This is a genomic window from Collinsella aerofaciens (assembly GCF_001404695.1).
Lineage (GTDB): Bacteria > Actinomycetota > Coriobacteriia > Coriobacteriales > Coriobacteriaceae > Collinsella > Collinsella aerofaciens_E.
Genome location: NZ_CZAQ01000030.1, coordinates 5411 through 24774 on the forward strand (window position 1 = coordinate 5411; position 19364 = coordinate 24774).

General features: G+C 62.1%; 14 protein-coding genes and 1 tRNA gene. 10 read left to right on the plus strand and 5 right to left on the minus strand.

Translation table 11 applies throughout. The annotated features are described in order from the left end of the window. Together trpS and AQ996_RS07710 are read right to left on the minus strand one after the other, a co-directional pair. A partial coding sequence (trpS, locus tag AQ996_RS07705) for a tryptophan--tRNA ligase (protein WP_070097153.1) occupies positions 1-1064 on the minus strand: 1064 nt, incomplete at its 3' end. A 159-nt stretch (positions 1065-1223) separates the two neighbouring features. Then, positions 1224-2423, minus strand: coding sequence for an MraY family glycosyltransferase (locus AQ996_RS07710; RefSeq protein ID WP_055252322.1), 1200 nt, complete (start codon positions 2421-2423; stop codon positions 1224-1226). A 524-nt stretch (positions 2424-2947) separates the two neighbouring features. On the opposite strand from AQ996_RS07710, the gene AQ996_RS07715 reads away from it, so the two are divergent. The 5 genes from AQ996_RS07715 to proB all read left to right on the plus strand — a co-directional run bounded on the left by AQ996_RS07715 (position 2948) and on the right by proB (position 7427). Continuing rightward, a complete protein-coding gene (locus tag AQ996_RS07715; RefSeq protein WP_055252323.1) occupies positions 2948-3886 on the plus strand; it encodes a radical SAM protein in 939 nt (312 codons plus the stop codon). A 151-nt stretch (positions 3887-4037) separates the two neighbouring features. Further along, positions 4038-4110 (plus strand) — tRNA-Ala (locus AQ996_RS07720). A 64-nt stretch (positions 4111-4174) separates the two neighbouring features. Then, positions 4175-4633 carry a hypothetical protein gene (locus AQ996_RS07725; RefSeq protein WP_055252324.1) on the plus strand — a complete coding sequence of 153 codons (459 nt, stop codon included), beginning with the start codon at positions 4175-4177 and terminating at the stop codon, positions 4631-4633. Between the two features lie 81 nt (positions 4634-4714). After that, positions 4715-6220, plus strand: a complete 1506-nt coding sequence (locus tag AQ996_RS07730) for a nicotinate phosphoribosyltransferase (protein WP_055252325.1) — start codon at positions 4715-4717, stop codon at positions 6218-6220. Between the two features lie 79 nt (positions 6221-6299). Next, positions 6300-7427 carry a glutamate 5-kinase gene (gene proB, locus AQ996_RS07735; protein ID WP_055252326.1) on the plus strand — a complete coding sequence of 376 codons (1128 nt, stop codon included), beginning with the start codon at positions 6300-6302 and terminating at the stop codon, positions 7425-7427. Between the two features lie 251 nt (positions 7428-7678). Here proB and AQ996_RS07740 read toward each other — a convergent pair whose 3' ends face one another. Then, positions 7679-9097, minus strand: a complete 1419-nt coding sequence (locus AQ996_RS07740; RefSeq protein ID WP_055252327.1) for an alpha/beta fold hydrolase — start codon at positions 9095-9097, stop codon at positions 7679-7681. A gap of 112 nt (positions 9098-9209) precedes the next feature. Between AQ996_RS07740 and AQ996_RS07745 the strand changes: the two genes are divergently transcribed. After that, positions 9210-10496: a glutamate-5-semialdehyde dehydrogenase gene (locus AQ996_RS07745; protein WP_055252328.1), complete on the plus strand. Its 1287-nt coding sequence runs from the start codon at positions 9210-9212 to the stop codon at positions 10494-10496. 70 nt (positions 10497-10566) lie between these two features. Here AQ996_RS07745 and AQ996_RS07750 read toward each other — a convergent pair whose 3' ends face one another. Further along, positions 10567-11166, minus strand: coding sequence for an HD domain-containing protein (locus tag AQ996_RS07750; RefSeq protein ID WP_055252329.1), 600 nt, complete (start codon positions 11164-11166; stop codon positions 10567-10569). A 117-nt stretch (positions 11167-11283) separates the two neighbouring features. Further along, positions 11284-11769: a CarD family transcriptional regulator gene (locus AQ996_RS07755; RefSeq protein WP_006235480.1), complete on the minus strand. Its 486-nt coding sequence runs from the start codon at positions 11767-11769 to the stop codon at positions 11284-11286. Positions 11770-12111: 342 nt separating this feature from the next. Between AQ996_RS07755 and argS the strand changes: the two genes are divergently transcribed. From argS to AQ996_RS07775, 4 genes are all read left to right on the plus strand, one after another. Then, positions 12112-13965 (plus strand): arginine--tRNA ligase, encoded by a 1854-nt coding sequence (gene argS, locus AQ996_RS07760; protein WP_055252330.1) that lies wholly within the window; start codon positions 12112-12114, stop codon positions 13963-13965. Positions 13966-14494: 529 nt separating this feature from the next. Beyond that, positions 14495-17068 (plus strand): transcription termination factor Rho, encoded by a 2574-nt coding sequence (gene rho / locus AQ996_RS09670; RefSeq protein WP_253274624.1) that lies wholly within the window; start codon positions 14495-14497, stop codon positions 17066-17068. A 313-nt stretch (positions 17069-17381) separates the two neighbouring features. Further along, complete coding sequence (locus tag AQ996_RS07770) at positions 17382-18782, plus strand: hypothetical protein (protein WP_055252331.1); 1401 nt, start codon at positions 17382-17384, stop codon at positions 18780-18782. A 7-nt stretch (positions 18783-18789) separates the two neighbouring features. Then, positions 18790-19239, plus strand: coding sequence for a VanZ family protein (locus AQ996_RS07775; protein ID WP_055252332.1), 450 nt, complete (start codon positions 18790-18792; stop codon positions 19237-19239). Positions 19240-19364 lie beyond the last annotated feature (125 nt).

Here is a 19364-nt window from a genome sequence, read left to right on the forward strand (position 1 = left end):
TGAGCTATCGATTGCTTTAGGGCGGGCGCCATGGCGTCCCGAACCTCGGCCAGAGTCTGCTCGGCGATCTCGTTGGCGCGACGGTTGCCCTCGTGCAGGACGTCCTTCACATAGTCCAGATCGTTCTCGTAGCGCTGGCGGCGCTCGCGAATCGGCGCGAAGTACTCGTTGACGGCCTCGGTCACGTACTTCTTGAGCTGGCCGGAGCCGCCCATGCCAATCTCCTCGGCAATCTCGACCTCGGAACGGCCGGTGCAGATGGCAGCCGTCGAAAGCAGGCCGGACACGCCGGGACGGTTCTCGGGGTCGAACGTGATCATGCGCTCGGAGTCGGTCTGGCTCTTCTTGATGCGCTTGGCCGTCTCCTCGGCAGTCATCGAGATATTGATGGCGTTGCCGTAGCTCTTGCTCATCTTGCGACCATCCAGGCCGGGCAGCAGCGGGGTCTCGGACAACAGCGCGTCGACCTCGGGGAACACCTTGCCGTAGCGGTTGTTAAAGCGGCGGGCGATGGTGCGGGTGAGCTCGATGTGCGGCAGCTGGTCGCGACCGACGGGCACCACATTGCCCTTGCAGAACAGGATGTCGCAGGCCTGGTGCACCGGGTAGGTGAGCAGAAGGCCGGTGAGCTCGTGGCCCGAGGCCTCCATCTCGGCCTTGACGGTGGGGTTGCGTGCCAGCTCGGCCTCGGAGACCAGCGACAGGAACGGCAGCATGAGCTGGTTTGCGGCGGGCACGGCGGAGTGCGCGTAGATCATGGTCTTGTCGGGGTCGATACCGCAGGCAAGGTAGTCCATGACCATGTTGTACACGTTGTCCTGGATGTGCTCGGTGGTGTCGCGGTCGGTGATGACCTGGTAGTCGGCGATGAGCACGTTGGTCTTGGCTCCCATGTTCTGCAGCTCAACGCGGCCCTTGAGGGTGCCAAAGTAGTGGCCAAGGTGCAAGCGTCCGGTGGGGCGGTCGCCGGTAAGCATGGTGAACTTCTCGGGCGTCTTGGCCAGGCCCTCGCGAATGGCGCTGCTCTTTTGCAGCGCTACTTCGTAGCTGTTCTCGTTTGGCATGATTGCTCCTAACGTATGTTCATGGCTCAAGATGATAACGCGTTTATTGGAGGGGCGGGGCGTAAGTAGGCGAGGGACGGGAGAGGGGTGGCTTGTGCAATGGGTTCGGCGCGGCCGCACTTGGCCAACGGTGCCTTGGCACATCCTCGGCAGCTTGCCCTAGAGCTTGTGGTGGCGCTCTTCTTTGCGCTCTTCGGCGGCCTGCTCCTCCTGCTTAAAAGCGGGGTCGTCGGGGGTTACCAGCTCGTCCTCGTGTGTGCGCTTGTTGTAATGGTGGCGCAGCACGGGCTCAAACAGATGCAGGTGCTTGGCGAAGGCCGCCGAGCCAATGGCGAGTACGATAAAGATAAGCACGCGCATGGGGACCTCGACCTGATTGATGGCGACGGCGCCGGCCGAAAGCATAATGCACCAGGCATAGATGAGCAGTACGGCCTGCTTTTGGTTGTAGCCCTCTTGAATGAGGCGGTGGTGGATGTGGCCCTTGTCGGCCTGCCCAATGCTAATGTGGGCGCGCTTGCGGCGCACGATGGCGCTAAACGTGTCGATGATGGGCACGCCGGCTACGATGAGCGGGATGATGAGCGAGGTGAGCGCGGCGGTGCGGCTCACGTTGAGCAGCGAGATGGAACCCAGCGCAAAGCCCAGAAGCAGCGACCCCGAGTCGCCCAAGAAGATACTCGCGGGGTTGAAGTTATAGCGCAAGAAGGCGAGGCACGAGCCAAAGAGCGCGATGGAGAGCGCGGCGGCGTCGATGCGACCCGAGAGCACGGCGACCGAAAACATGGTGAACGACGCGATGCCGCAGATGCCCGTGGCCAGACCGTCGAGGCCGTCGATAAGGTTGATGATGTTGGTGAACGCCACCAGGTAGACCACGGTGATGGGGTAGGCGAGCCAACCGAGCATGATCTCACCGGGGGCAAACGGATTGACGATGACGCCGATGCGCAGGCCGCCCACGCAGGCGATGAGCGCGGCGAGGACCTGGCCGGCCAGTTTTTGCTTGGGCTTGAGCTGGTAGACGTCGTCGATCACGCCGGTCGCAAAGATGACGGTAAAAGAAAGCGCAAGTATGGGGTAGCTGATGTGCAGACGTGGGTGGGGCACCAAAACGGGCGGCCAGCCCAGGTACCAGGTGCCTAGGATTTGCACAATACAGGCAACGACCAGGCCCAAAAACACCGCCGTTCCGCCCAAACGCGGGATGGGCTTGGTGTTGATGCGGCGCTTAGAAGGATAGTCGACGGCGTCGAGCTTAATTGCCAAGCGCTTGACCAGGGGCACCGTGAGGAAGGTCGTGATGAAGGCCGCCGCTGCCACGCATAGATACGGTATGTAGCTCGGGGATGAAGCCATGAATCTAAAAACCGCCAAGCGTCGAAGGAAAAGGTCAAAGGTTGCTAAGCGCAAAGGGCATAGCCGAACCATGATACTCGACCAAGGGGGGTGCATGGAATTGCACGCAGCGATAATCACGCGCTTACCAGATATTAGGGTATTGTCGATGGCTTGTCGGGATACCGGCGGGAATCCATATGGGCTGTAATGGTGGTTTTCGGCAAATGAAAACCACCCCCCACGTTACGAAAATGAACCCACCTAAAACAGGTGGGTGCCCTCATCGACTGTTCCAGCGTCCTTAACAACGAAGGATACCTGTACTAGGTACGACTGTGTGGGCTCCCTAAATAAACGCGACGGTTCACCCAGTTGCTCCGCGGGGGGCGGAATACCTACATCATAAAGCGGCACTTTGTCGATTCCAGTCTTGACATTATAAAAATCGTGTCGGACGATTACGGCGCCTTGGGCTCGAGCCGTCTGTGCGGTTGGTCCCTTTACGTTTGAGCTGCTGAATCATTGTTTTGGAGCATGTTTTTATGCCGACGTCGTTGACCGAACTTTTTTCGCCCGCCTGCCATTTGTGTCCGCGCCGTTGCGGTGCGGCGCGCGACGAGGGCGCGCGTGGCGTGTGCGGCGCCGACAACACGCTTAAGGTCGCCCGCGCGGCGCTCCATATGTGGGAGGAGCCGCCCATTTCGGGCGAGGCCGGCTCGGGTACGATTTTCTTTAGCGGCTGTTCGCTCAAATGTATCTACTGCCAAAACCACGAGATCTCGACGGGCAATTTCGGTCTTGAGATTTCGCCCGAGCGTTTGGTCGAGATTATGCTGGAGCTGCAGGACCAGGGCGCCAATAACATCAACCTGGTGACGGCGACGCACTATGCGCACCTGTTGCCTGCCGCGATTGCCGCGGCACGGACGCGCGGGTTGGTCATCCCAATTGTCTACAACACGAGTGGTTACGAGCGCGCGAGTGCCGTGGCGGCGCTGGGCGACCTGGTCGACGTGTGGCTTACGGACTTTAAATATGCCGATGCCGGGCTTGCGCAGTTGCTTTCTCATATTAAGGACTACCCGCGCGTGGCCGTGTCGGGTCTGGCCCAGATGGCGCGCGAGATTGAGCGCCGCGGGGGAGAGCTGGTAAACGAGGACGGGCTCATGAGGCGCGGCATAATCGTGCGTCATCTGGTGCTGCCGGGGCATGCGGACGATTCGTGCCGCGTGTTGGACCTGGTGTGGCAGACGGTGGGCGACGTGCCGATCTCGGTCATGAACCAGTACACGCCCAATGCCCTCATGCGCGAACAAGGCGGCGACCTGGCGCGCGCCGTGACGCGCGAGGAGTACGAGCAGGTGCTCGACCATGCCGACGACCTGGGCTTTACGACGATGTTTTGGCAAGAAGGCGGCGCGGTAGACGAGAGCTTTACCCCGGCGTTCGACACCACCGGCGTCCTCACCAGCGCAGAGTAGCGCGTTCGCCGATGATTTTTCTGGGACGGGGATTAAAAAATCATCGAGAGGATCGCCTGCTCGAAAAGTTGTCAAAATAGCCGCGCCCCAAAAAGACTGATTATTGGGCGTTGACAGTTGGCGAGCCGTAGGTAAAATATCGACTTGTCCTGGGGACGTAGCTCAGTTGGGAGAGCGCTGCCGTCGCATGGCAGAGGCCGAGGGTTCGACTCCCTTCGTCTCCACCCTTGGATTTGATAAGCCGCTGACATTGTGTCGGCGGCTTTTTTTAAAAGAAAGGGCTGTACCATGGCCGAGCTTGAGTCCCAACCACTGTCTGCCGAGGAGCGCGCCGAGTTGGAAGAGCTCCGCGCCGAGAAAGCTCGTCGCGAGGCCCAGGAAGAGGCACGCCGCGAGCGTGAGGAGTTGGCCGCCCTGCGTGCCGAGCGCGAGAAGGCCGAGGAGGCCGCTGCGAAGGTTGCATCCGAGCCCAAGCCCGCGCCCGCACCCAAGCCCGCTGCTGCGAAGCCTGCACCTGCCGCGCCCAAACCTCAGCCTAAAAAGGCCGCTCGTCCCAAGTCCGTCGATCCCAAGCCGAGCCGTGACGAGATGAGCTTTGCCCAGCGCATGGTTACCTCCAAGGAGCCTGCGGGTGAGAACGAGATCCCCGGTATGGCGCCGGCTCAAAAAATCATCATTGTCCTTGCCCTCATCGCGTTTGTCATCTTTATGGGCTACACGATCCTGACCAGCATGGGCCTGCTTTAGCCTGTTCGCGCTGGGCTCCATGCCCGCACGCCCGCCTCGCCAACCCTCAACCTCTGCACAACGCATCCGAAAGGTCGCCCCATGGCTTTGACCGACATCTCGCATCCCACCGACATTGCAATGCTCACTGATCTGTACGAACTCACTATGGCCCAGGGCCTGTGGGAGAGCGGCAAGGCCAATGAGCAGGGTTGCTTTACGGCGTTTTACCGCGACCATCCCTTCGGCAGCGCGTATGCCGTCATGTGCGGCACCGCCGAGCTGCCCGAGCTTGTCGAGAACCTGCGCTTTACGCCCGAGGACATCGACTATCTAGCTTCGCTCCAGGCTCCGGCCGGCGGCTCGATGTTCAAGCCTGCATTCCTCGACTACCTGCGCGATTTTCGTGCACATGTAAACATCGACGCCGTGCCCGAGGGCGAGCTCGTGTTTCCGCGCGAGCCCATGGTGCGCGTCACCGGCCCGTCGCTGGAGTGTCAGCTGCTCGAGACCGCGCTGCTCAACATCGTCGGCTTCCAGACGCTCGTTGCCACCAAGACGGCGCGCGTAGTACTGGCGGCCGATGGTCGCCCCGTTGCCGAGTTTGGCCTGCGCCGTGCTCAGGGTCCCGATGGTGGCCTGGCTGTTGCGCGCGCGAGCTACGTGGCCGGCTGTTCGTCCACGTCCAACGTGCTTGCCGGGCGCCGCTACGGCATTCCCGTCTTTGGCACGCATGCGCACAGCTGGGTGATGAGTTTCGATTCCGAGCTCGAGGCCTTCCGTGCCTTTGCCAAGTCGAGCCCCAAGAACTGCACGCTGCTCATCGACACCTATGACGTGCGCGAGGGCTGCGAACATGCCATTACGGTTGCCAAGGAGATGGAGGCGGCGGGCGAGCGCCTGTCGGCCATTCGCATCGACTCGGGCGACCTCGCCAAGCTGTCCAAATATGTCCGCGGTCGCTTTGATGCCGAGGGCCTGCCTTATGTGGGGATTTCGGTCTCCAACGACCTGGACGAGTACACGATTCAGTCGCTGCTCGACCAGGGCGCACCCATCGACAGCTTTGGCGTGGGCACCAAGCTCGCGACCTGCTACGATCAGCCGGCGCTGGGTGGCGTGTACAAGCTTTCGGCCCGTCGGGCGAGCGATGCGGACCCGTGGACGCCGGTGGTGAAGCTCTCCGAGCAGCCCTACAAGCGCACGATTCCGGGCGTGCAGCGTGTGCGCCGCTATTACGACGGCTTTGGCGGCCCGGTCTGCGACATGATCTATGACGAGGACCATCTGGCGGGGGAGGGCGCCGCGCGCGGCAATACCCTCGTGGCCGTGAACGATGCCGCCCTGGTAACCGATGTGTCGGAGCTTGAGTATCGTGAGCTGCTGGTGCCGATCGTGCGCGATGGCAGTGCGGTGGCTCCGCGTGAGAGCATCGAGGACGCGCGCGAGCGCTGTGCTTGGGCAATCGATCATCTGGACGCGGCTTTCAAGCGCTTCCTGTACCCGCAGACCTACGTGGTGGGCATGGAGCAGGGCCTGGCCCAGGTGCGCGACGAGCTCGTGCGCAAGAACATGGCCGCGGCTTCGGCCTTCCCCTGGGCAAAATGATCCGAAGGGGACGGAGGAAAACGGATCATTTTCTCGTTGCCCGTTCGCCCGTTCGCTGAACAGTTGATTGGTTTGACGTATGACGACTTCTTATAAAACGATGGTGGTAAAGATCGGTTCGTCCACGGTGGTGGGCGCCGACGGCAAGGTCAACCGCGCCTTTATCGGCGGGCTTGCCGACCAGGCCGCAGCGCTGCGCGAGCTTGGCTGGCGCCTGGTCGTGGTGAGCTCGGGTGCCATTGCCTGCGGCTATCCCGTGCTGGGCTTCGACCGCAAGCCGGTCGGTGACCTGCCGAGCCTGCAGGCCTGCGCCTCGGCCGGCCAGTGCATCATCTCGTCGGCCTACGACGAGGAGTTCCATGCGCGCGACCTGCTCACCTCGCTCGTGCTGCTCACGCGTCACGACACGGCGCGCCGCACGTCCTACCTGCACGCGCGCGACGCCCTGCTGCGCCTGGTGGAGCTGGGCGTGGTGCCGGTCGTCAACGAGAACGACACCGTTACCGTCGATGAGATCAAGTTCGGCGACAACGACACGCTGGCGGCGCTTGTGAGCTGCCTGGTTTCTGCCGATCTGTGCGTGACGCTCTCGGACATCGATGGCCTCTACACCGCCAATCCGCATGAGGATCCGACGGCCGAGTTTATCCCGGTCGTGCATAAGATCGATGCCAAGATTATCGCCTCGGCGGGCGATTCTTCCACATCGGTGGGTACGGGCGGCATGATCACCAAGATTCGCGCGAGCCGCATTCTCATGACGGCGGGCATTCAAAGCGTGATTTGCTCGGGCGAGGAGCCCGATGCGCTCGTGCGTCTGGCCCGCGGCGAGAGCGTGGGTACGCTGTTCGATCCGCCGGCGGAGCGCCTGGACATTGCGCCGCGCAAGTTGTGGATCGCACTGGGTGACAAGGCGCATGGCTCGGTGACGGTCGATGATGGCGCCGCGAAGGCGCTGGTCAGCCGCGGATCGTCGCTGCTCGCGGTGGGTATTCGCGAGGTCGATGGCCAGTTTGCCGAGGGCGATGTGCTCGACGTGTGCGACCCGAGCGGCATGGTTGTCGCCCGTGGTATCGCCGAGGCCGATTCGGACGTGCTGGAGCTTGCAGCCGGCCGCCGCCAGGACCAGATTGCCAGCAACCGCCTGCTCGCAGACCTGGCCGAGAAGCCCGCGATCCATCGAGATAATCTAATCGTCTTCGCCTAACGGGTCGACGCTGCGCGCCGCCCAGAGCGACAATTTGTCATTCAAAAGGCGAGGCATGACCATCAGGTCTATGCCTCGCCTTTTTCATGCCAACTTGTTCGCTCTGGGCGGCGCTCGCTTCTTTTGTTCGACCTACGATTTAAAGCCACTCGCTTAGGGGTGTTTTCGCTTTCTGTCCTCTTCCTGCAATGTTGCTGTTCTCGGTACTTGGGGACGTTCCTATTGTGCCGGCAGACGGGGACACTCCTTTGCTAGAAGATCTGGCGCAGGTCTCCGCGGTTGAGGGCTTCGTCGAAGAGGTGCTTGAACACCACGCTGCCGTGCAAGCCGTCGTGCTCGAACTCGTTGGTCACCCAGGCATGCGAGTTGCCCACGCGGCTGAGCGTATCGAGCTGCATGCCCGAGTCCACGTACATGTCATCGAAGTACACCGCGGCCTGCAGGGGCACCTCGTTGCACGCCAGGCGCTGCGGGTCGTAGATCTTGTCCCAGCTGGTGTCTTCCATAAGCAGATCCATCGCCGGCTTGAAGGGCTTAAGTTCGGGCATCTGCTCAAACATCCACGGGAACATGGCCTCGCCGGTAAACATGAGCGGTCGCGTGAGCGTGTCGAACTCGGCACGATGGGCCTTCTCTTCTGCCGCGGCCCAGCGAATGGGCATGGTGTCGCCGTCGGCGTAGATGAACTCCTGAAGCGTCCAGTACAGCGGATTCGTGCGCGTGTTGGTGCGCTCGAAGGCGCGCATCAAAAAGCTGTCGGATACCGAGGCGCCGCAGGCCAGCGTGCCGTCGCCGTCAACAAAAGCATGATCGATAATCCAATGCATGCGCTCAAAGCTCGGCTTCATGCCAAAGTCGCTGCCCATGAGCTGCAGGCGTTCGACCGTCATCGGCGAGCCGTCGGGTAGCACGGGCTTTTGCTCCTCGAGGGCATCTGCCAGGGCCGCCACGCGCTCGACGTCGGCGGGGTAGCGGTTGTAATACTGCTGCGTCTTGGCAGCCATGCGCGGGAAGGTGTGCGCGTAGACCTCGCTTGCGCTCGCCGGTACGTGGGGGATGCCGCCGCAGGTAAAGCTTGCCGCCACGCCCTCGGGGAAGAGCGACAGGTAGCTCAGCGTCAAAAAGCCGCCGTAGCTCTGCCCGAGCGTGACCCAGGGCCTGCCGCCAAAGCCCACCAGGCGCAGGTACTCAAAATCGCGCACGATGGAGCTGGCGAGGTGGCGCTTGAGGAAGTCCGCCTGCGAGCGGTCCGCATCGGCGCCGGCTGCCTCGGCACGCTCGCCCAGTGCGGCAATCGTGCGCCCGTCTACACAGCTGCTGCGTCCGGTGCCGCGCTGGTCGGGCAGGACGACGCGGAAGTGCTTGACGGCCTCCTCGATCCAGCCGTCGCTGGTGGGTGACAGCGGACGCGGGCTCTCGCCGCCGGGGCCGCCCTGCAAAAACAGGAGCAGTGGCAGATCGTCGTTGATGCGGTCGGGCGCGCAAACCACACGGTAGAAGAGCTTGATGCTTTCGGGCGCACCTGCGATGGGCGCCGGCATGGCGCCGCGGCGCATAGTGCTGCCGACGGCCAGGAGCATCGGCTCCAGGCCGCGCCAGTCGAGGGGGACGTCGATGCTGTGGTCCTCGACATACAGGCCGGGGACGTGGTACGAAGTGATGAGGGCCATGTGAGTCTTCCGTTCGTTGCGGTGTTTCGGGTTGACCAATTCTACCGCCGCGGGCGAGGCCATGCGCAAATCGGCTACCATGGTTGCAAACTTCTAGGAGAAAGGGCCGCCCATGTCGGTCGATATAGCCACGTATGTCCACGATCTTGCCGTTGCCGCTAAGGCAGCGTCGGCCTCGCTTGCCACGGCGAGCGACGAGCAGCGCCAGGAGGCCGTGCGCGCCATGGCCGCAGCACTGCGCAACGGTGTCGACTCCATCGTCGCCGCCAACGAGCTCGATATGTCCGCCGCGCGCGATGCGGGGACCTCGGCGGGGCTCCTTGACCGTCTGCTGCTGACGCCCGAGCGCGTTGAGGGTATGGCCGCCGGCCTGGAGAAGCTCGCCGAGCTGCCCGATCCTGTCGGCCGCGTGCTCGACCACCGCGTGCTCGCAAGCGGCGTGGACCTCACCCGCGTGAGCGTGCCGTTGGGCCTGGTCGCCATGGTGTACGAGGCGCGCCCCAACGTGACGGCCGACGCCGCGGGCATCTGCATCCGCACCGGCAACGCCTGCATTCTGCGCGGCGGCTCGCTGGCCTATCACTCGTGTGCCATGATTGCCGAACTGCTGGCCGATGCGCTCGAGGCCAAGGGCTTCCCGCGCGAGGCCGTGTCGATGATCGAGTCTACCGACCGCGAGGCCACCGGCGAGCTCATGAAGCTCCGCGGCGTCGTCGATGTGCTCATTCCGCGTGGCGGTGCGGGCCTGATCCAGCGCTGCGTGCGCGAGTCGCTCGTTCCGGTGATCGAGACGGGCACGGGTAACTGCCACATCTACGTGCATGAATCCGTCGACTTCGATAAAGCGCTCAATATTATCGTCAACGCTAAGACGCAGCGCGTGGGCGTGTGCAATGCCGCCGAGTCGCTGCTGGTCGACCGTGCCGTGGCCGATGCGTTTTTGCCCGCGGTCGTGGCCGTGCTGCATGACCACGGCGTGCTCATTCACGGCGACGAGGCCACGTGCGCCGCATGCGCCGACGCCGGGCTTGCCGAGGGTGATGACTACGTCGCCGCGACTGAGGAGGACTGGGGCCGCGAGTATCTGGCGCTCGAGATGAGCGTGAAGGTCGTGGCAAACGAGGACGAGGCCATCGCGCACATCAACCGCTACGGCACGATGCACTCCGAGGCCATCGTTGCCGAGGACACGGATGCTTGCGAGCGCTTCCTGGACGCGGTCGATGCCTCGGCCGTGTACGCCAACGCCAGCACGCGCTTTACCGACGGCGGCGAGTTTGGCCTGGGCGCCGAGATCGGCATCTCGACCCAAAAGCTCCACGCCCGTGGCCCCTTTGCCGCCGAGGCCCTCACCACCTACAAATACAAGCTCCGCGGCACCGGCCAGGTCCGCCCCTAAACCCCTCGTAAACGAAAACCGCCACAAAGGTGCCTGTCCCCTTTGTGGCGGTTTTAGGTGGCGTGGGCGGTTAGGCCTGGAAAGTATCGCGGTCGGGGGCGAAGGACTGCATGGCCGCGATGGTACGGTCGAAGAGCTCGGGGAGCTCCCAGCCCAGCATCTCGGCACCCTGCGTAATCACGTCGCGCGAGCAGCCGGCGGCAAAGCGCTTGTCCTTGAACTTCTTCTTGAGCGACTTGGTCGTAAAGTCCATGACGCTCTTACTCGGACGCATGATGACGGCAGCACCGATCAAGCCGGTGAGCTCGTCGCAGGCAAACAGGATCTTTTCCATCTGCAGCTCGGGCTTGGGCAGCGAGGTGTTGAAGTCCGACGTGTGCGTCTGAATGGCGCGAATGAGATCGGGAGAGGCGCCCTCGCCTTCAAGGATCTCGGCCGCATAGATGGTGTGGTTCATGGGGTCGTCCTCATGCTCCTCCCAATCTAGGTCGTGCAGCAGACCGACGATGCCCCAAAACTCCTCGTTCTCGGGGTCGAACTCGCGCGCAAAGTAGCGCATGGTGCCCTCGACCGTTTCGCCGTGGGTGATGTGGAACGGGTCCTTATTGTGCTCGTTGAGCAATTCGAACGCACGGTCGCGGGTGATTCCGGCGGAAAGTGGCTCTGCCATAAAAGACTCCTTGTGCTCGCAGGTATCGCTAAGAATGAATACTACTAGAACGACTAGAACGAAAAAACCACCACAAAGGTGCCTGTCCCCTTTGTGGTGGTTTTTGGCGCGGATGGGTTAGTTGAGGGCGGCTTGGGCTAGGCGGGCTTCGGCGGCCTCCTCGGTGACGCCCAATGCCACGGCGAACTCCTCGATGGAGCGGCGCTTGGCCTCCTTGAGTACGCGCATGTAGTAGGAGCTGGGCTTTTTATCGGCTTCCTCGGCCTGGCGAATGCGGTGCATCATGGTCTTTGCCACGCGGACCGTCTCGGGCGCGCCCAGCTTGAGCTGCTGCTTAAAGTGCGTCTCCTCAAGTGAGCTGTTGCGCTCGGTAAAGGTGTCGCACTCCAGCTCGTCGTAGTGGCTCAGCAGGTGCTCGGCATCTTGCTGCGAGATGGCAGCGTGCAAACGGTCGGCCTGCGCCACGGGGTACATAAGGATCGTCTGCGCATGTCCCTGCTTGGTCTCGAGCAACAGCATGGGCTGCGGTGTGTCGTCCCTAAAACCGACGACGGTGCAGACTCCCTGACCCGGATGAATGACGTGTTGACCGATTGAGAACATGCTACCTCCAACTTATACGAATTTACGTATGTCTAGAATAACACGCTGACGTGCGCACATCCTCGCTTTATGCAGGAAAAGCACACAACTCCGATAGGTAAGAGTATTCGATAAAAGACACAGCTCATTCACACCTTTATGCATTTTCAACGCGTGCATAATCTGCAGGCAGACCGGCATCTTTGAGTGAGTCCATACAAGCTGTAGTCAATTTTGTGCATATGCAATTTCGATTGGCTTTACCCTGCGACAGTGCCCGTCGCTTGTGATAGAGTGCTACAAACTCTGGCTTTTGCCCTACGAGTGACCAAGAGCTCGGGGGCTTTAACACAAGGAGGATCTATGCCCGAGAAGATTGAAGAGCTGGTACGCGCTGCGCTTGCTGCGGCCCAGGAGGCCGGCGACCTTTCCGCATTTGAACTTGACGATTGCGCTATCGAGCGACCGGCTGACACTTCTCATGGCGAGTGGACCTCTACCATGGCCCTGAAGTCCGCCAAGCTGGCCCACTGCGCCCCGCGCAAGATCGCCGAGGCCATCGTTGCCCATATGCCCGAGGATCCCGCGATCGAGAAGGTTGAGATCGCAGGCCCCGGTTTCATCAACTTCTACCTCTCCGTTGCCGTCAAGAATGCCATCTTTGGCGAGGCTCGCGAGAAGGGCATGGACTTCGCTAAGTCCAACGTCGGTGGTGGCCTGAAGACCCAGGTCGAGTTCGTTTCCGCCAACCCCGTCGGCCCCATGCACATTGGTCACGGCCGCTGGGCCGCTCTGGGCGACTCCCTTTGCCGCGTCATGGACCACGCCGGCTATGAGATCCAGCGTGAGTTCTACATCAATGACCACGGCTCTCAGATGAACACCTTCGGCAACTCCATCAGCACGCGCTATATGCAGCTTGCCGACATCATCGCCAAGCAGGGCGTTGATATCGACGAGGCTCACAAGCTGCTGATCGCCGACCGTGACGCCTTTGTTGCCGACGAGAACGACGAGCACCCCGAGACCCATCCGTATCAGGACAACTTTGCCGAGACCTTGGGCAAGGACTCTTACGGCGGCGACTACATCATCGACGAGGCCGCCGAGTTCTGGCGCACCGACGGCGACAAGTGGGTCGACGCCGATCCGCAGGAGCGCATGGAGAGCTTCCGCGAGCGTGGCTATGTAAAGATGGTCGACAACATGCGCGACCTTTGCCACGCCGTCAACTGCGACTTTGACCGCTGGTACTCCGAGCGCTCGCTGTATGTGAAGGACACCGAGGGCGAGACCGCCGGCACCTCCGCCGTCGACCGCGCTTTTGAGAAGCTCGACAAGATGGGCTACCTCTACACCAAGGACGGCGCCCTGTGGTTCCGTTCCACCGACCTGGGCGACGACAAGGACCGCGTCCTGATCAAGTCCGATGGCGAGTACACCTACTTCGCCTCCGACGTTGCCTATCACTGGGACAAGTTCCAGCGCGTCGACCACGTCATCGACATCTGGGGTGCCGACCACCACGGCTACATCGAGCGCGTCCGCTGCGTCTGCGACGCTCTGGGTTACCCCGGCAAGTTTGAGGTTCTGCTGGGCCAGCTCGTCAACCTGCTGCGTAACGGTAAGCCCGTCCGTATGTCCAAGCGCAAGGGCACCATGGTGACCCTGCAGGAGCTCGTCGACGAGGTCGGCTCCGATGCCGCCCGCTACACGCTCATCTCCAAGAGCTCCAACCAGATGGTCGACTTCGACATCGAGGCCGTTAAGAAGCGCGACAACTCCAACCCGGTGTACTACGTGCAGTACGCTCACGCCCGCGTGTGCTCCATCCTGCGTCGCGCCGCTGACGTAACGCCTGAGCAGGCCGACGAGATGGGCATGAAGGCTGTTGCCGCCAAGGCCATCGGTGAGAACGTCGATTACTCGCTGCTGACCGACCCGACCGAGCTCGCCCTTTCGCGCAAGCTTAACGAGCTCACCGACCTGATCGCCAGCTGTGCTCGCGATCGCGCCCCGTTCCGTCTGACCCACTTTGCCGAGGAACTCGCCGGCGACTTCCACAGCTTCTACGCTGCCTGCCAGGTTCTGCCGAGCGAGGGCCGTCCTGTGGACCCCGAGCTTTCGCGTGCCCGTCTGGCCGCTTGCGATGCCGTCCGCGTGACGCTCGCCCTGGTGCTCACCCTCGTTGGCGTTTCCGCGCCCGAGCAGATGTAATCTGCGGGTCATTTGACCGTGTAGGTTTGGTTTAACTGAGCCCTATGAGCCCGATCTCCCACGGAGGTCGGGCTTTTTTCGCAAACGCCGACGTATTGACGAATTTGGAACTGCTGGAAATGCGAAACTATGCCGGTTTACTACGATGAATTGAGGAATTCAAACCACGCCGGCTTTTCGCTTAAGAGTGCAAGGCATCTACCTGCGGTTTTAGTTCAACAAGTTTCGGAGTGGTCGCGGTTGAGCGATTCATCGTAGTAAACCGCCATAGTTTTGGCGGAGGCAGTCAGATTTGTGGGTGGCAAACCAAAGAGTGTCCCTTTTGACTAGTCGTTTAAGAACGTCCCCAATGACTAAGTTGCAGGTGGCGGCGGTTGTGTTACACTAACGCTGCGTAGTTGACGCAATCATCTCGATACAGATCAATGATGTTCGTCGTTTTGAACGGAACTAGACTGTTTAGCCGCCCTGAAGGTTTATGCAGGGAGCATGTGATCACAGGGCTTGAAAAGAAAGTTGAGCAAACACTGTGTCTGATCAACAGCAAGAAAACGAAATAACGACGACGCAAGCCGCTCCCGCTGCACCGGTTGCGTCGGACCAGGTCGCGGCGCCCGCGCAAGCCTCGGCTCCTGAGACGCCTAAGGCTGCTTCGACGCCTACGCCTGCAGCGGCTGAGAAGGCCGTGTCTGCAACTGGTGAGGAGACTGCTCCGGCAAAGCCCAAGCGCCCGCGCCGCACGGCCAAGCCTGCCGCTGACGGCGAGGAGGTCACCAAGCCCAAGCGCCGTACCACGCGCACGACGCGCGCCAAGCGCACCGTTGCGGCTGACTCCTCGGCGCCGATTTCCGATGAGGTCGCGCAGGCACGTGCGTTGGCGCAGATTAGCGAGGCTCAGGTGGTGCGCGCCCGCCGTCGTGCTGCCGAGCGCGAGGCCGCGGCTCTGACCGAGCTTGCAGCTCCGTCTGTGCCCGAGGCCCCTGCCGCCACCGAGATCCCTGTCGCCGACCAGCCGACCGAGAAGCCGGCACCGCGCACACGCCGTCGCACGGCTGCTAAGGCCGAGCAGGTTGCTGAACAGGTAACCCCCGAGCTCACTGAGGCTTCGGTCCGTTCCGCGGCAGGGGAGGGCATATCGCCTGTTGAGCCCGCTGCGCCTGTCGAGGCCAGCGAAGTTCCCGTTGTCGATCCGGCTTTGCGCCCGCACCGTCGCGGTCGCAAGCCCAAGGCCTTCGTTGAGGCCGAGAAGGCCGCAGCCGCAGCCGCCGCCGCTCGGGATGCTGCGGCGACCGCCGAGTCTGCAACCGCCGCCGACGCGCCCGTCCAGGATGCTACGACTTCCGAGGCCGTTCCCGCCGATGTCGAGCCCGCCGACGTCCGCCCCGGTCGCAGCCGTCGCACTGCTGCTAAGCGCACGTCCAAGGCTAAGGCTGCCAAGAAGGGTGCGTCCGAGGATTCCGCCGAGACGACCGCCGATGCATCGATTGATGCCGCCGAGCCCCAGGACGTCGAACAGCCTGCGTCCGAGAAGCCCAAGCGCGGTCGTAAGAAGTCTGTTAAGGCCAAGGCCGCCGAGCAGCAGGCTGATGTCGAAGCGCAGGTTGATTCTGGCGCCGAGGCCAATGACGCCGCTGCGGCCATTGTTGGCACCGCTGCAACCGATGGTGCCGCCCCCGCCGAGGGCGAAGACGGCGCTCGCCCCAACCGTCGCCAGCACAAGCGCAACGAGGAGCGCAACGAGCGTAAGGACGAGCGCAACAACGACCGTCGCAACCGCCAGCGCGATCGCAAGCAGCGCAACAAGGAGCGTAATGCCGCCCCCACCGAGCCCACGCTTTCGCGCGAGGAGCTCGCGGCCATGAAGGTCGCCGAACTGCGCGAGAAGGCCAAGGAGTTCGAGATCGAGACGACCGGCAAGAAGAAAGCCGAGCTCGTCGAGGAGATCTACGTCACCGCCGCGAAGGCCGAGGGCTTCCGCGACATCAAGGGTATTCTGCAGATTCGCCCGGACAGCTCCGGCATCATCCACGCCCATGGCTACATGAAGTCCAACGACGACGCCTTCGTGCCCGCCTACCTCATCCGCTCCGCGCGTCTGCGCACGGGTGATGTCATCGAGGGCTCGCTGCGTCCTTCGCGCGGCGGCGACAAGCGCGCCGGTCTCGCCAAAATCACGACCGTCAACGGTCTGGACCCCGAGCAGATTCGCAACCGCCCCAAGTTCGGCGACCTCACCCCGGTCTATCCCAACGAGCCGCTGCGCATGGAGCACGGTAAGGATTCCATCACCGGTCGTGCCATCGATATCGTGTCGCCGATCGGCAAGGGCCAGCGTGGCCTGATCGTGTCGCCGCCCAAGGCCGGTAAGACCACGATCCTCAAGAAGATCTGCCAGTCTATCTCGATTAACAACCCCGAGGTGCACCTCATCTGCCTGCTCGTCGACGAGCGCCCCGAAGAGGTCACCGATATGCAGCGTTCCATCAAGGGTGAGGTTGTAGCGTCGACCTTCGATATGCCTGCCGACAACCACACCCGCGTGGCAGAGCTCGTCATCGAGCGCGCCAAGCGCATCGTAGAGCTGGGTGGCGACGTCGTGGTGGTGCTCGACTCCATCACGCGCCTCGCCCGCGCCTACAACTTGGCGGCGCCCGCCTCGGGCCGCATCCTTTCGGGCGGCGTCGATTCGGCGGCACTGTATCCGCCCAAGCGCTTCCTGGGTGCAGCCCGCAATATCGAGAACGGCGGCTCGCTCACCATCCTGGCCTCCGCACTCATCGACACCGGTTCCAAGATGGACGAGGTCATCTTTGAGGAGTTCAAGGGTACCGGCAACATGGAGCTCAAGCTCGACCGCGACCTGGCCGACCGTCGCATCTTCCCGGCTATCGACCCCGTTGCCTCCGGTACGCGTAACGAGGACCTGTTGGTCGACGAGCAGATGCGTCCGTTTGTCTTTGGTCTGCGTCGCATTCTTGCCGGCATGAACAATACCGAGCGTGCGGCGGCGTCGTTTATCAAGGGTCTGAAGGGCACCAACACCAACCAGGAGTTCCTGGTGCGTTCGGCCAAAAAACACAGCGACTACGAGCAGACGTTCTAGGTTGTCATCCACGCGCTGCGATAGTCATCAATGCGATAAAGGGTCGGGGCTTTGAGCCTCGGCCCTTTTCTATAGCGCCGCTCCGCGCTTATTTTTGACCGTAAGACCGACGAGCAGCAGGTTTCCCGTTTCAATCCGACATCGTCGCTTGCAATCGGCAGGGCGGTTTCGCATAATAGCTTTTAAGCTTCGCGACGGAAAACGCAGATGAAACGAACCATATACCGTTGCTTTGGGGCATAGCCCCGCTTCATCTTCTCTCGCGCAGCCAACTGAATGATGCGATTTGGGTGCTGGAAGATGGGGAGAGCTCATGGCTTCTTCTGATGCAACACAACGAGCAGTCCTTGCCGGACTTTCCTGCGGGATCGGCCTTGCCGCCCCCGTGGTGATGTATGCCGCGACGCTGCCGTTCTCGTCGGTCAACGAGACGGTTGTCGCGGGCGCTGTTCCCTTTGCCGTCGGTGCGGTGGCGGGCGTGGGCATCTATGCCGCCTCGCTGGGTATCTCCGAGTACCGTGCGCAGCGTGAAGAGCGTCTGTTCCAGCCCGATGCCATGGGCGGTGCCGCCAATCTCAATCAGCATCAAAGCGAGTTCAAGACCGCCTCGATTCCAGCTCAGCAGCAGGATGCGACTCCATATGCTGCCGCTTCTGCTTCTCAGGCTCAGTCGGAGCAGTCTACCTCGGCATTCCTTTCCGGCCTGACTGGTGCGTTCCAGCGCCGTCATGCCGATGATGGTGTCCCTACCATCGCTCGAGCCGCAGATGCCATGGACGAGGCCGAGGCTTGGTCCATGATCGACAGTATGCTCGACGACGATTCGCCGGTGAGCTGCGACCCTGCGCGCTCGCGCGACGTCTATCAAGTCGCCATCGACGAGCTCACCAACGGCGGGCAGACCGGCTCCTTCAATCGCGACGACATCGCCGCCGCGGCACGCGCCGTGTCTGGCTCCCAGGCCGCCCCTGCGGGCAGCACGGCGGCTTTTGTGGCACTCGTTGCCAACGCGGCAGCCAATAACGCCTGCAGCGCCACCTCGGCGGACGTGAACGCTTCTGCCGATAATTCGTACGTTGATGAAGCCATGACCGCGGACGAGGAGGCCGTTGCCGCCCGCCGTGCCGCCGAAAGCTCGCTTTGGGGCGCTCCTGCCCAGCAACAGGCGGCTGAGGCTGCGCCGTACAACGCAAACCTCGCCAGCATGCCTATCATTTTCGGTGCCGCGGACATCGATCTCGATGACCTCGATGAGCCTGCAGCCATCACCGCATCGATTGATGCCCAAGATCGCATCGACACCGGCGACCTTCCGGATGCCTCGCTCGAGGTTGATGTCCCCATGGCCGATTACTCGGGCCACGAGGACATGTGGGCCGCTGCCACCGCGATTCTGGACGAGATCGACGAGCCTGCTCCTGTTGCAGCTCCCGCTCCCGTCGCTGCCCCTCAGCCTGCTGCACCCGCCTATGTCGGCCGTCACAGCGCTGTGTTCCCCGAGGATACCGCCCGTATCTCGCGCGAGGGCATCGAGCGAGCCGAGGCTATTGCCGCCGGCATTATGGAAAATCGTCGTCACGAGCGCGTCAATCAGATCCTCGAGGAAGAGATCGAGCGCCTGCAGTCCTCTACCGCCAAGCGTACGGGCCGTGCCTATCTGAGCGTTATCGAGGGCGGTACCGCCAGCTTCGCGCCGCTCCGCGCGGAGGCATAACTTCTGCATGGTTAAGATCAATCGAAAATGGGCGGTCGTGACCTGCCTGATGGGGCTCTTGATCTGGGGCAATTCGCTGGTTCCCGGCTCGGGGTCGGGTTCGCTGAGCCTAACGGTCATGGAAGCTATCCGCGGTTTCCTGCGCGGCGTGGGACTTCCATATGAATGGGTGACCAACTTTGTTGTTCGCAAATGCGCGCATTTTACCGAGTATATGGTGCTCGGCATCTTGGCAACGCACGCCTTTGATTTTGAGGGCCGGCGCACCTTTGACGTGCTGCTGCCCACGGCGGTGTTCCTGCTGCTGATTCCTTCGATCGACGAGACGATTCAGCTCTTTGTGCCGGGACGCGCCGGCATGATCACCGATGTGATGATCGACTGCTGTGGTGCGGCAACGGGCGTTGTGCTCCGATATCTCTTACGGCCGCTGATGCGCGCCAAAAAAGCCGCCTAGGACGTATTGTTTGGTCCTAGGCGGCCTTTTTTATTGGCTCTGTTAGACCAGAATTGACATATAGGTGATGCCACCGTGGTATAATATAATTGTTAACCACGGCATTGGAGCAGGTATGAACGCCG